Consider the following 12,986-nt stretch of genomic DNA (forward strand, 5'->3'; position numbering starts at 1 on the left):
GTGGCGTAGCGCAGGCCCATGGTCCGCACCGACTCGGCCACGCGGCGCGGCTCGTCACGGTCCAGCGGCTGCGGCTTGCCGGTGTCGATCTGGCAGAAGTCGCAGCGCCGGGTGCACTGGTCGCCGCCGATGAGGAAGGTCGCCTCGCGGTCCTCCCAGCACTCGAAGATGTTGGGACAGCCCGCCTCCTGGCACACCGTGTGGAGTCCCTCGGACTTCACCAGGCTCTGGAGGTGCTTGTACTCGGGGCCCATCTTGGCCCGGGTCTTGATCCACTCCGGCTTGCGCTCGATCGGGGTCTCCGCGTTGCGCACCTCGAGCCGTAGCAGCTTGCGTCCTTCCGGCGTGATCGCGCCGGCGGGGCCGGTCACGTGTCGCGTCCGGTGACGGTGCGCACGGCGGCGGTCCAGCCGGCGTACAGGATCTCGCGCCGGTCCTCGCTCATCTGCGGCTCGAAGACCCGTTCAGCCTCCCAGCTCCGTGCCAGGTCCCCCAGCTTCCACATCCCGCCCGCCACCCCGGCCACGTGCGCGATGCCCAGCGCGGTCCGCTCGAGCTGGCGCGGTCTCAGCACCGGTACGCCGAGGATGTCGGCCTGGAACTGGCAGAGCAGGTCATTGGCGGCGGCCCCGCCGTCGACGCGCAGCTCGGGCACCTCGAAACCTCCAGCGGTGAACGCTTCGACGTTGTCCCGGGTCTGGTAGGCCATGGCTTCCAGCCCCGCGCGCACGACGTGGGCCTTGGTGCTCTCGAGGGTGAGGCCGACGATGCTGGCCGAGGCGCCCCGCACCCAGTGCGGCGCGCAGATCCCCGCGAACGCGGGGACGACGTACACGCCCCCGCTGTCGGTGACCCGCGAGGCCACCTGCTCGCTGTGCTCGTCGACCCCCATCAGCTGGAGCTTCTCCCGCATCCACTGCAGCGTCTGGCCGCTGTGGAACACCACCCCCTCTGCCTCGTAGTCGGTGACTCCCTCGAGCGTCCAGGAGACGCTGGCGGTGAGTCCGTCGAGGGCGGCCGGCTGGCTACCGGTGTTGGCCGTGAGCACCCCGGCGGTGCCGAAGGTGTTCTTGACCGAGCCGGTGGCGAGGCAGCCCTGGCCGAACATCCCGGCCATCTGGTCGCCCATGATCGCCGTGAGCGGGAACGCGGAGGTCCCGGGCAGACCCACCTCGGCGGGCCGCACCTCCCCGAACAGCGCGTCGGAGTCGAGCACGTCGGCCAGGAGTGGGCGGGGCACGCCCGTCACCCGGCACAGCTCCTCGTCCCAGGCGAGGGCCGCGAGAGAGAACAACGCGGTCCGCGAGGCCTCGCTCGGGTCCGTCACGTGGTTGCGGCCGCCCGTCAGGTTCCAGGCGAGCCACGTGTCGAGGGTGCCCGCTGCCAGCTCGTCGGCTTCGGCTCGGTCGCGGGCGCCGGGGACGCGGTCGAGGATCCACGCCAGCTTCGCGGCGCTGAAGAACGAGTCGTTGAACAATCCCGTGCGCGAACGGAACTCGTCGTCGAGTCCGGCGGCTCGCCAGCGCTCCACGACGGAGTCGGTCTGCTTCGACATCCACATGATCGCGGGGTGGATCGGCTCGCCCGTGGCCCGGTCCCACACCAGGCAGGTCTCGCGCGACGTCGTCACGCCCGCGCCCGCGATCTCGTCGGTCGTCGCCGACGCCGCCGCCATCGCCTCCTGCATGGAGTCGCGCAACGCGTGCCACAAGTGCCAGGGGTCCAGCTCGACCCAGCCGCGCTGCGGGAACAACGGCTCGGTCGGCCGGCGGGCTTCGGCGACCGCCTCACCGTCCTCGTCGACGAGCACGGCCCGCGCGCTCGTGGAGCCGAGGTCGAGGGCCAGGGCGAAGCGCCGGCTCACGGCTGCGCTCCCTCGGCGTGGGTGACCGCTCGTCCGGGCACCGCGAGCCGGGTGAGCCAGGTGCGGTACTCCGCGACCTCGGCCTCGATCCGAGCCTCGTCCCAGCCCAGCCGCGGAGCGAGCACTGCGACGACCCGCTCGAGCGACTCCAGGCCGTGGCCTCGCTCGAAGGCGAGCAGGACACGGCGCGCGAGCACGTCGGTGAGCGTGCGTGCGAGCTCGTGCCGCATGGCGAAGACGAGCTCGGCGCCGATGGCGCCCGTCGGCTCGTGCACGACCTGCAGGAGCTCCGCGTCCGTGCCGGCATCGGTCACCACGTCCACCGCCCGGCCGCCGTAGCGGGCCAGCAGCCGCTCGACAGTGGTGTCGGCGAGACCACGCTCCACCAGGAACCGCCGTACAGCGGCGAGATCGCCGACCACGCCCGGGAGCGGAAGGTTGGCGGTGGCGCACCGCGGCTTCGCGCGGCCCAGCCGCCGGAAGACGTCGTCGACCGCGTCCTCGGCCAGCTGACGGTAGGTCGTCAACTTGCCGCCGACCACGGTGACCAGGCCCTCCAGGTCGGGGGCGTGGTCGTGGAGCACGTGCGTACGCGGGATCTCCCACTCCTCGACACCTGGCGCGTACGGCAGGGGCCGCACGCCGGAATAGGTGAAGAGCACGTCGTCGGGGGTCAGGTCGGCGTCGGGGATCAGCGCGTTCGCCTCGCCCAAGAGATAGGTCATCTCGTCGTGGTCGCAGCGCGCCTCGTCCGGGTCGCGGTCGAAGCGCAGGTCCGTGGTGCCGATCAGGTAGCGCCCCATCCAGGGGATGACCAGCACGAGCCGGCCGTCGGTCTTGGACTCGTAGTAGACGACGTCGTCCGGAGCGCCCGGGAACGGGTCGACGACCAGGTGACTACCCTTGGTGCCGCCATTCAGACGCGGCTGCTCGGGGGATCCGCGCCGGAAGATGCGGTCGATCCACGGCCCGGCGACGTTGAGGACCACCGGCGCCCTGACCTCGTGCATCGTGTCGGTGGTCGTGTCCCGGTAGCGCACACCGACGAGCCGGTTCCCCTCGAGGACGGGCTCCTCGACACGCGCCTTGGTGCGGATCTCGGCACCATCGCCCACGGCTGCGACGGCGACCTCGACACACAGCCGCTCGGCGTACTCGACCTGGCCGTCGGTGAACACCGTGGCCCCGCCGAGTCCGTCGCACGAGATGCCGGGGAAGCGGCGCACTGTCTTCTCGGCGTCGAGCACCTCGTGCCGGCCCGTCCGCTTGTCGAAGGACAGCACGTCGTAGACCACCATGCCGACCCGGATCAGCCATGGCGACCTGCGGTTGTGACGGTAGAGCGGCATGAGCAGCCGGCGCGGCTTGACCAGATGGGGCGCGAGCCGGAAGAGCCGCTCGCGCTCGCGCAGGGACTCGCGGACCAGCGCGAAGTCGCGGTGCTCGAGGTAGCGCAGTCCGCCGTGGACCAGCCGGCCCGACCATGCCGAGACGCCGCTGCAGATGTCATCCTGCTCGAGCACCACCACGCGCAGCCCGCGCGAGGCCGCGTCGCGCGCGACACCCAGCCCGTTGATGCCGGCGCCCACCACGATCAGGTCGTAGGGAATCGGCCGGCCACCGTCCACAGCAATGCTCCTCGCATGTATATTCGTTTCTCGCATTACTATCAGTGTCGGCGTCCGGCGTCGCAGTGTCAAGAGCCGTGGGATGCCGGGGCCGGACACCCGGCGGGACCCTTGAGGAGTAAGGTGGCGACGATGAGCGAGTTGGACGCCCAGCGACTGATGATCAAGGTCGCGCGGCTCTATCACAGCCACGGGCTCCGGCAGACGGAGATCGCCCAGCGGCTGAAGATCTCCCAGTCGCGAGTCTCCCGGCTGCTCACCCAGGCCGAGGAGGCCTCGATCGTCCGCACCGTGGTCGCGGTTCCGCACCGCATCCACGCCGACCTCGAGGAGCGCGTCGAGTCCCGCTACGGCCTCGCGGAGGTGCACGTGATCGACGCGGTCAGCGACGATGCCACCGAGCTGGCCCGCGATCTCGCCCACACCACCGCTTCCTTGCTCGCCGACAGCTCCTTCGAGGCCGCCACCATCGGGTTCACTTCCTGGAGCGGCACGCTGCGACTGATGGTCGACGCCCTGCAGCCGCTGCGCACCAGGACCGAACGCGTCGTGGAGATGCTCGGCGACCTCGGCCCACCCGACCTGCAGCATGACGCGGCCCGCTCCACCCAGCGCCTGGCCACCCTCACCGGCGGCCAGGCGGTGTTCTTGCGCACGCCGGGCGTGGTGCCGTCCGCAGAGATCAAGGCGCTGCTCCTCGACCGCGACGTGTACGCCACCGAGGCACTCGCGATGCTCGACTCGGTCGACCTGGCGTTCGTGGGCATCGGCGCGGCCGACCTCGACCCGATCCTGCGCTCAGGGGACAACTTCTTCACGCACGAGCAGTTCGAGGACGTGCGGGCGCAGGGAGCAGTGGGCGAGGTCTGCCTGCACTTTCTCGACGCCGACGGCGTGCCGATCGACTCGCCCCTGGACGAGCGGGTGATCGGCGTGACGTGCGAGCAGCTGCGCAGAGCGGGTCGGCGCTGGGCAGTGGCGGGCGGAACTCGCAAACACCGGGCGATCCGGGCCGCCCTGACCGGGGGCTGGGTCGACACACTGGTCACCGACGTGGAGACCGCGACCTACCTCCTCTCCGGCCCCGAACCGGTGCGTCCCGTCGACCCCCCGGGCCGCGCCGCGCAGATCTGACTCACCGAAGCCGCGTCTCCCGGGTTCGGCGCAGCTCCGGCCCGAGCAGGCGCGCGGCGTCGGCCGCGACGTCCTCGGCCTCGTCCTGCGACGCCCGCTCCGCCTGCACGCGAGCCAGGTACGTCTCGACCTCGCGCTCGACCGTGGCGGCGTCCCACCCCAGGATCGGGGACATGACCTCGGCCACCGCGCGGGCCGAGTCCCTCCCCCGGTGGGTGGTCTCGATGGAGATGCGGGTGCGGCGGGTGAGGACGTCGTCGAGGTGCAGCGCGCCCTCGTGCGTCGCGGCGTACGCGATCTCCGCCCGCAGGTACTCCTCCGCCCCGGGCACCGGGTCGAGGAGGTCGGGCTGCTGCGCCGCCGGCGCCAGCACCTCGCCGACGAGCGATCCGTAGCGGTCGAGCAGTCCGCGCATCCGCCAGCTCGGGACTCCCAGGTTCGAGGCGACGGTGACATGGCGGTTGACGAGCGCGGCGTAACCGTCGGCGCCCATCAGCGGGACGTGCTCGGTCACCGACGCCGGCACCGGTCGGGCGAGGTCCTCGGTGCCGGCGTCCACGGCGTCCCGGGCCATCACGCGGTACGTCGTGTACTTCCCGCCGGCGACGCTCACCAACCCCGGGACGGACCTCGCGACGGCGTGCTCGCGCGACAGCTGGCTGCTCTGCTCGGACTCCCCGGAGAGCAGGGGCCGCAGCCCGGCGTACACGCCGACGACGTCGGCCCTGGTGATCGGCACCTCGAGCACCGAGTTCACCTGGTCGAGCAGGTAGTCGATGTCGCTGCTGCTCGCCGCCGGGTGAGCGCGGTCCAGGGACCAGTCGGTGTCGGTGGTGCCGACGATCCAGCGGCTGCCCCAGGGGATGACGAAGAGGACCGAGGTGGCCGTCCGCAGGATCAGGCCGGTGTCGGAGTTGATCCGGTCCCGCGGCACCAGCAGGTGCACTCCCTTGGACGCGCGCACGCGGAACCGGCCGCCGTCGCCCGAGAGCCGCTGGACATCGTCGGTCCACACGCCCGTGCAGTTGATGACCACGTCGGCCAGCACCCGGCACTCGGCTCCGGTGTCGGTGTCGCGCAGCACGGCGCCCGTGACGCGGTCGCCGTCTCGCAGCAGCTGCACCACCTCCGTGGAGCTGCGCACCGTCGCCCCGTGCAGCGCGGCGGTGCGCACCAGGGTCATCGTGTGACGGGCGTCGTCGGTCTGCGCGTCGTAGTAGCGGATCGCGCCCGCGAGCGCGGTCGGCCGTAGCGCGGGACACAGTGCCCGCGCGGCCCGCTTCGACAGGTGACGGTGCCGGGGCAGCGAGCTGGCGCCGCCCAGGCGGTCGTAAAGGGCGAGACCCGCCCCGACGTACGCGCGCTCCCAGCCGCGGTGCGCCAGCGGGTAGAGGAACGACACGGGGCGCACGAGGTGCGGCGCCAGGCGTGTCAGCATGAGCTCCCGCTCGCGCAGCGCCTCGCGCACGAGCGGGAAGTCCAGCTGCTCGAGGTAGCGCAGGCCGCCGTGGAACAGCTTGCTGGAACGAGACGACGTCCCGCTCGCGAAGTCGCGAGCCTCGACGAGCCCGGTGGACAGCCCGCGCGTGGCGGCGTCCAGGGCGGCCCCGGCGCCGGTCACCCCGCCCCCGATGATGAGCATCTCGAGGTGGGTGCCGTCGAGGTGCCGCCAGGCCTCGGCGTGCTCAGCCGGTCCCAGCCGTCCGGCTGCAGGGTTGAAGGTCATCAGGGGTTCCTACGGTGCTCGAGGACGAGGGACGAGACGCGCGGCCACGCGTCGGCCGCCCAGGGACCGAACGCGGTGTCGCCGGCCGAGACGCACCCGAGGCCGGCCTCGCGGTCGACCCAGACGAAGGAGCCGGCCTGGCCGAAGTGGCCGAAGGTCCCGGGTGAGTTGCCGGGGGAGGTCCAGTGCGGCGTCTTGCCGTCCCTGATCTCGCACCCCAGCCCCCAGTCGTTGGGTGCCTGCCTCCCGAAGCCCGGGAGCACGCCCGACAGCCCCGGGAAGGCGAGGGTCGAAGCGGCGGATACCACGGCGGGCGGAAGGGCGGTCGGGCTGAGGAGCTCGCGCGCGAGCCGAGCGAGGTCGGAGACGGGCCCTCGGGCACCGTGCGCGGGTGAGCCGGCCAGGGTCGTGCCCATGAGCCCGAGGGGCTCCAGAACCCACTCCTGGGCCAGTGACTCGAACGCCCCTCCGGACCTCCCGGTCACGTGTGCGGCGAGGACCTCATAGCCCCTGTTCGAGTAGATGCGCCTGAGTCCGGGCGCCGCGAGCGTCCTGTCGGAGTCGACCGCGAGACCCGAGGCGTGGGCCAGCAGGTGCGCGATCGTCGACCCCTCCGGTCCGGCCGGGTCGTCGAGAGCGACGACGCCCGCCTCGACGGTCCGGAGCACGGTCAGTGCGGTGACGACCTTGGTGACCGAGGCCCAGGGCCGGACGGCATCCACGTCGCCGCCCCGGGCGACCTCTCCCCCGGCGTCGACGACGACCAGGCCCGAGGCACCGGTCGGCCACGACGCGACCTCCTGCTCGAGGAGGTCGCCGAGCCCCGTCTCGTCCCGCACCGCTGTCTCCTGTCGGACGCGGCCACTCAGGCCGAAGCGAGGTGGTCGCGGACGGCGGCGAGGAAGGCCGCCCCGGTCGCCCCGTCGACGGCACGGTGGTCGCAGGTCAGCGTGAGCTGGGCGATCGGGCGCCAGCCCGGCTCGCCGCCGTTCCAGACGTGGCGCTCGCGCGTCGTGCCGACCGCGAGGATCGCCACCTGCGGCACGTTGAGGATCGCGTCGAAGCGGTCGATGCCCATCATGCCGAGGTTGGACACCGTGAAGGTCCCGCCCGTCACGTCCGCCATCTGGAGCCGCCCCTCGCGGGCTCGCACGGTGACGTCGCGCCGGGCCTCGCCGAGCTCGGCGAGGCCGAGGGTGTCGGCACCGTGGATGACCGGCACCATCAGGCCGGCGTCCGTCGCCACGGCCAGGCCGAGGTTCGCGGTGTCGTACGTCGTCACCACCTCGTCGGCGTAGCAGGCGTTCAACGCCGGATGCTCGACCAGCGCGCGGGCGCACGCGGAGAGAAGGGCGTCGGTGACCGTGGCCCCCGGGGCGCGCTCCTTGACGGTCAGCGCCGAGGTCATGTCGACCTCCACGTCGAGGTGGAACACCGGCGCCTCCCACGCGGCCACCATCCGCCGGGCCGCCGTGCGGCGGATGCCCGTGAGCGGCGTGGCCATCCCGGCGCTGCCGGGCTCCGCCACGGTCACGCCGGGTCTCGCAGGCTCGGGGCGCGACCGGCGCAGCCGTAGAGACGCATCTTCTCGACCGTGGCGGCGACCATGCGCTCGCGGCCCTCGGCCATCGCCTCCTCGAGCTGGCGGTCACCCTGGGCGAAGACGGCCTCGAGGCCGGCGCGGAAAGCGTGCCGGAGGTCGGTGTCCGCGTTGAACTTGTGCACGCCGGCCGCGGTGGCCGCTCGCACCTCCTCCTCGGGCACGCCGGACGCGCCGTGCAGCACCAACGGGATGCCGGTCGCCTGCTTGATCTCCGTGATGCGCTCGATGTCGAGCGGCTGGGGTGCGGCCAGCGGCACGCCGTGCACGATGCCGACGGAGATGGCGAGGAAGTCGACGCCGGTTTCCTCGACGAATCTCTCGGCCTCGGAGACGTCGGTGTAGTACGCCTGCCAGTCGACCTCCTCGTCGGCGTCGGGGATCTTGCCGAGCTCCGCCTCCACCGGGATGCCGAACTCGTGGGCGACCTCGACCACCTTGCGCGTGGTGCGGATGTTCTCCTCGAACGGCAGGTGGGCGCCGTCGTACATGATCGAGGCGAAGCCGAGGCGGATGGCCTCGAACACCTCGTCCCACGGGCCGTGGTCGAGGTGGATGACGTAGTCGGCCTCGGACTCCTCCGCCACCCGTCGGGCCATCTCGTAGGCCTTCCGCAGCCCCATGTGGGGGACGACGGCCCGACCCACCTGCAGGAAGACGGGAGCTGCGGCCTGCTCGGCCGCGCTCACGAGCGCCTCGGTGGTCTCGGTGTTGTGCATGTTGAATGCCCCGACGGCGTAGCCGCCGGCCACCGCATCCTGGATCAGCTGGCGCGGATCGATCTGTGCCATGACCTGGTGCTCCTTCTCGCTGGTGTCCGCTGCCTCGGGGCTCAGGCGGTCTCGATGTAGGCCACGACGGCGCGGACCTCGACGGTCTCGCCCTCGGGCACGACGATCTCGGTGAGGGTGCCGGCCACCGGGGACTCGAGCGTCTCCTCGACCTTCTCCGCCTCGACCTCCGCCAGCGGCTCGTCCTCGGCGATCGTGTCGCCGACGGACTTGAGCCACGTCGTGATGGTGCCTTCGCTCATGCCCATCCCCCACTGCGGGAGCAGGACCTCGACCTTCGCCATTGCGTTCTCCTTGTTCGTGTGTGTCTGTGTGAGTTGGGGGTGCAGCGGGTCTGACTCAGCGCGGGAGCTGTGTCGCCAGGCGGTCCAGGTCCTCCTGGCGGGCGAGCGAGGGACCGCCCGTGACCCGGCGGACGGCGTCGGCGATGCCGACGCGACCGGGGTAGAGCTGCTTCTCCAGCGCCGGGCTGAAGGGGATCTGCGTGTCCGGAGTGGTGACCCGGACGATCGGTGCCCGCAGGGACTCGAACGCCTCCTCCGCGACGATCGCGGCGACCTCCGCGGCCGCCGAGCACGTGCGGTGGGCGGGATCGGCGACGACCAGGCGTCCGGTCCGCTGGACCGAGCGGATCACGGCCTCGGAGTCGAACGGGACGAGCGTGCGCGGGTCGATGACCTCGACCGAGACACCCTCCTCGGCCAGCGACTCCGCCGCGGCCACGGCCTCGGGGACCGCACTGGAGATCGCCACGACCGTGACGTCGTCGCCGGGGCGCACGGTGCGTGCCTGGCCGAAGGGGATCGTGTACTCCTCGTCGGGGACCTCGCCCTTCATCCCCCACAGCATGCAGGCCTCGAAGATCAGCACCGGGTCCTCGGAGTCGACCGCCGCTCGCAGCAGGCCCTTCGCATCGGCCGGGCTGGCCGGGACGACGATCTTGAGGCCGGGGACATTCATGAACATCGGGTAGGGCCGGTCGGAGTGGTGGGCGCCGGTGTTGAGGCCGTAGAACATCGCCGAGCGGAACACCACGGGGATCGAGGCCTGGCCGCCGAACATGTACCTGTTCTTGGCTGCCTGGTTTACGAACTGGTCCATGGCCATGTACAGGAAGCTGGAGTAGGACAGGTCGACGATCGGGCGCAGTCCGGTCATCGCGGCACCGATGGCGGCGCCGACGATGACCTCCTCCGAGATCGGCGTGTTGCGGATCCGGTTGCTGCCGAACATCTGGAGGAAGTCGCCCTTGTCGGCCCGGGACTTGCCGGAGCCTCCTGTGGTGCCGTAGACGTTGGCCTCGACGTCTTCGCCGATGATGACGACGCGCTCGTCGGCCTCCATCGCCTCGCGCTGGGCGGCGCCGATGGCTCCGAGGTAGCTCATGACGGTCATGACTGCGCTCCGATCGGGTCGGTGTAGAGGTCCTTGAAGGCCACCTCGGGGTCGGGGAACGGGCTGGCGTCGGTGAAGCGGACCGCTTCCTCGACCTCCTCCAGGACCTCGGCCTCGAGGGCATCGAGCTCCTCGTCGGTCGCGACCCCCCTCTCCGCCAGGACCCGGCGGAACAGCACAATCGGGTCCCGCTCGACCCAGGCGGCGCGCTCCTCGGCATCGCGGTAGTCCGTGCCGAGGCGCAGCCCCTCCGAGTGCTCGTTGAAGCGGTAGGTCACGACCTCCACGAGCGTGGGTCCGCCGCCGGTGCGGGCGCGCTCGACCGCCGTCGTGACCGCGTCGTGGACGGCCAGCACGTCCTGGCCGTCCTCCACCCGGACGCCGGGCATGCCGAAGCCGCTCGCGCGGTCCGCGATGACTCCGGAGGTCACCGTGTGCGCCGGGGTCGACAGCGCGTACTGGTTGTTTTCGCAGAGGAACACGACCGGGAGGTCCCAGACGCCGGCGATGTTCATCGCCTCGTACAGGCAGCCCTGGTTGGCAGCGCCATCACCGAAGAAGGCGAGCGACACACGGCCGTTGTCGAGCACCTTGCTCGACAACGCCGCCCCGGTGGCGATCGGGATGGACGAGCCGACGATCCCGGACTCTCCCAGGCTGCCGACGGCGAAGTCGGCCAGGTGCAGGGAACCGCCCTTGCCGCCGCACACGCCGCCGGCCTTGCCCACCAGTTCGGCCATCAGGGGTCCGAGCGGCGAGCCCTTGCCGATCGGGTGGCCGTGGCTGCGGTGGTTGCCCGACATGTAGTCGTGGTCACCGAGCGCCATGCACGCGCCGACCACCTGGGCCTCTTGGCCGATGCTCGTGTGCACGGTGCCGGGGATCTGACCCCGCTTGACCATCTTCGAGGCACGCTCGTCGAACCGGCGGATGCGCAGCATCCGCCGCTGCATCTCCACCATCACCTCTGGAGTAGGGGCCATGTCTCCTCGCTTGCCTAAATATTCACCGTACGAATTGGAATTCTACGCGCACACCTGTGCCCGGCACAAGGCCGGGAACCGTTCAGCCGTGGGACAGGAACGCGGCGGTACGTGCGTCGGTGACCAGGACGTCGATCCAGCCGCCGCGCAGGGCGGCTCGCAGCGACGCGTGCTTGTCGGCACCACCGGCGACCACGATGCGGCGCCTCGCATGCGCCAGTTGGTCCAGGCGGATGCCGATGACCAGGTCGTCGAGGTCGGTCGCGAGCGGGCGCCCGGAGTCGTCGTAGAAGCGCTGGTTGAGCTGGCCGGCAGCGCCCGCCCGGCGCAGCCCGGCCAGCTGGCCCGGACTGAAGTAGCCGGCTCCGGCGCGGAGCTGGCTGTGGACGGCGGCCGGGCCGACCCCGACCAGCGCGACGTCGAGGTCATCGAGCAGCTCGAGAGCCCGTTGCACGTGGAGGTCGCGCAGAGCCGCCGCGCGCAGCGCCGGTGAGGCGGAGACGCCGGGCGTGCGGAGGAAGACCGGATCCGCGCCCAGCGCTCGTGCCATCGCCTGCGTCGAGCGCGTGGCCGCGTGCTGCAACGCGGGCGAGCCGAGGTCCCCGAGCATCTCCACGACCATCCGGCACGCGGGCCGCGACTGCTCCGGGAGGGCGAACGCCAGTGCTTGGAGGGTGGTGCTCCAGGAGGTAAAGCCGACCCTTGGGGCTCCGGCCAGGACGTCGGCGAGCTGGCGGGCGGCGGCCCGACCCAGCGTGTCGGGCAGGTCGGCTCCGTCGGGGACGTCGACGACGTGGACCTCCGGCACCCTGAAGCGGTGCTCCACCGCGTCTTCCAGCTCCGGGTGCAGTCCCTCGGGGACCGCGATCACGGTGCGCACGATGCCCAGCGCCTCGGCCTGGCGCAGCAGGCGCGAGACCCGCGCCTGCGACATCCCGAGCCGGCGGCCGATCTCGCGCTGCCGGACGCCGTGCACGTAGTAGAGGCGGGCCACCGCCGCCGACAGGCGCAACGTCTCGGCGGGCGCCGGGCTCCCCAGCGCGGTCATTGCGCGGTCCTGCTCCCCAGGGGCGCGAGCAGGTCGTCGATGCGCGGCAGGACGAAGGTGGGTTGCCGGTGCGGCGGCGCGGCGGCCACCGTCTGCCGCGTGCTCTCCCCCGTCAGCACGAGCGCCGAGTCGACGCCCGCGTCCACCGCCATCGCGATGTCGGTGGAGAGCCGGTCGCCCACCATGATGCACTCTGACCCGGGCAGGCCGAGGATGGCGAGCGCGGTCTCCAGCATCACCGGCGACGGCTTGCCCAGGTTGGCCTCACAGCGCGCGCCGGTGCTGGCCTCGATGGCGGCCACGACGGCGGCGGCATCCGGCTCCCCGCGCCCGCCGGGCATCGGGCAGTACGCGTCGGGGTTGGTCGTGACGAGCCGGGCGCGGCGGTGGCCCCAGAGCGCGTCGAACGCGATCTGGAGCTTGCGGTAGTCGAAGGTTCGGTCGTAGCTGGCGACCACGATGTCGATCTCCTCGGGCCGCTCGGTCATGCGGATCCCGGCGTCGCGGAAGGCCCGCTGCAGCGGCTCCTCACCGATCACGAAGACCGCGGCGCCCGGTGCCTCCTTGCGCAGCCAGGCGGTCATCGTGACCACGGTGTTGACGATGTGACTGGGCGGCGTCGGCAACCCCAGGCGGGCCAGCTTGTCGGCGTACATCTGCGGATCGCGGGTCGGGTTGTTGGACAGGAACAGGGTCCGGCACCCGACCTCCCGCAGCGTGGTCACGAGGCGGTGGGCGCCCGGCAGCAGCTCGTCACCGAGATAGATGGTGCCGTCCAGGTCGAACAGGTAGCCGCCGTACATCCGCGTCGGTCGAG

The 12,986-nt window shown here is 71.8% G+C and carries 12 protein-coding genes and 1 pseudogene; 1 reads left to right on the forward strand and 12 read right to left on the reverse strand.

From position 1 onward, the window contains the following. The 3 genes and pseudogenes from ACYQ0U_RS20260 to ACYQ0U_RS20270 form a co-directional block, all read right to left on the reverse strand. Positions 1-371, reverse strand: a pseudogene (locus ACYQ0U_RS20260) (lipoyl synthase); the annotation flags it as partial. Next, a complete protein-coding gene (locus tag ACYQ0U_RS20265; protein WP_459975692.1) occupies positions 368-1,864 on the reverse strand; it encodes an FGGY family carbohydrate kinase in 1,497 nt (498 codons plus the stop codon). The pseudogene ACYQ0U_RS20260 and the gene ACYQ0U_RS20265, both read right to left, overlap by 4 nt. Beyond that, positions 1,861-3,492 carry a glycerol-3-phosphate dehydrogenase/oxidase gene (locus tag ACYQ0U_RS20270; RefSeq protein WP_459975693.1) on the reverse strand — a complete coding sequence of 544 codons (1,632 nt, stop codon included), beginning with the start codon at positions 3,490-3,492 and terminating at the stop codon, positions 1,861-1,863. The genes ACYQ0U_RS20265 and ACYQ0U_RS20270 overlap by 4 nt, the downstream gene beginning before the upstream one ends. Positions 3,493-3,624: 132 nt before the next feature. Between ACYQ0U_RS20270 and ACYQ0U_RS20275 the strand changes: the two genes are divergently transcribed. Then, on the forward strand, positions 3,625-4,626 hold the full coding sequence (locus tag ACYQ0U_RS20275; RefSeq protein ID WP_459975694.1) for a sugar-binding transcriptional regulator: 1,002 nt from the start codon (positions 3,625-3,627) through the stop codon (positions 4,624-4,626). A gap of 1 nt (position 4,627) precedes the next feature. Here the strand turns inward: ACYQ0U_RS20275 and ACYQ0U_RS20280 are convergent, their stop codons facing one another. The 9 genes from ACYQ0U_RS20280 to ACYQ0U_RS20320 form a co-directional block, all read right to left on the reverse strand. Beyond that, on the reverse strand, positions 4,628-6,352 hold the full coding sequence (locus ACYQ0U_RS20280) for a glycerol-3-phosphate dehydrogenase/oxidase (protein ID WP_459975695.1): 1,725 nt from the start codon (positions 6,350-6,352) through the stop codon (positions 4,628-4,630). Next, positions 6,352-7,191 (reverse strand): serine hydrolase domain-containing protein, encoded by an 840-nt coding sequence (locus ACYQ0U_RS20285; protein WP_459975696.1) that lies wholly within the window; start codon positions 7,189-7,191, stop codon positions 6,352-6,354. The genes ACYQ0U_RS20280 and ACYQ0U_RS20285 overlap by 1 nt, the downstream gene beginning before the upstream one ends. A 26-nt stretch (positions 7,192-7,217) precedes the next feature. Continuing rightward, positions 7,218-7,886: a 2-oxo acid dehydrogenase subunit E2 gene (locus tag ACYQ0U_RS20290; RefSeq protein ID WP_459975697.1), complete on the reverse strand. Its 669-nt coding sequence runs from the start codon at positions 7,884-7,886 to the stop codon at positions 7,218-7,220. Next, entirely contained in the window at positions 7,883-8,743 is an 861-nt protein-coding gene (locus ACYQ0U_RS20295; RefSeq protein ID WP_459975698.1) for a class II fructose-bisphosphate aldolase, read from the reverse strand. The genes ACYQ0U_RS20290 and ACYQ0U_RS20295 overlap by 4 nt, the downstream gene beginning before the upstream one ends. 41 nt (positions 8,744-8,784) lie before the next feature. Next, entirely contained in the window at positions 8,785-9,027 is a 243-nt protein-coding gene (locus tag ACYQ0U_RS20300) for a biotin/lipoyl-containing protein (RefSeq protein ID WP_459975699.1), read from the reverse strand. Positions 9,028-9,082: 55 nt separating this feature from the next. Next, positions 9,083-10,138 carry an alpha-ketoacid dehydrogenase subunit beta gene (locus tag ACYQ0U_RS20305; RefSeq protein WP_459975700.1) on the reverse strand — a complete coding sequence of 352 codons (1,056 nt, stop codon included), beginning with the start codon at positions 10,136-10,138 and terminating at the stop codon, positions 9,083-9,085. Beyond that, the gene (locus ACYQ0U_RS20310; RefSeq protein WP_459975701.1) at positions 10,135-11,121 is read right to left on the reverse strand and encodes a thiamine pyrophosphate-dependent dehydrogenase E1 component subunit alpha; all 987 of its coding nucleotides are present in this window, start codon (positions 11,119-11,121) and stop codon (positions 10,135-10,137) included. The genes ACYQ0U_RS20305 and ACYQ0U_RS20310 overlap by 4 nt, the downstream gene beginning before the upstream one ends. An 82-nt stretch (positions 11,122-11,203) precedes the next feature. Then, a complete protein-coding gene (locus ACYQ0U_RS20315) occupies positions 11,204-12,169 on the reverse strand; it encodes a sugar-binding transcriptional regulator (protein ID WP_459975702.1) in 966 nt (321 codons plus the stop codon). Beyond that, positions 12,166-12,972 carry an HAD-IIA family hydrolase gene (locus ACYQ0U_RS20320; RefSeq protein WP_459975733.1) on the reverse strand — a complete coding sequence of 269 codons (807 nt, stop codon included), beginning with the start codon at positions 12,970-12,972 and terminating at the stop codon, positions 12,166-12,168. The genes ACYQ0U_RS20315 and ACYQ0U_RS20320 overlap by 4 nt, the downstream gene beginning before the upstream one ends. Between the last annotated feature and the right edge of the window lie 14 nt (positions 12,973-12,986).

The sequence above is a fragment of the Nocardioides pyridinolyticus genome (assembly GCF_054653575.1).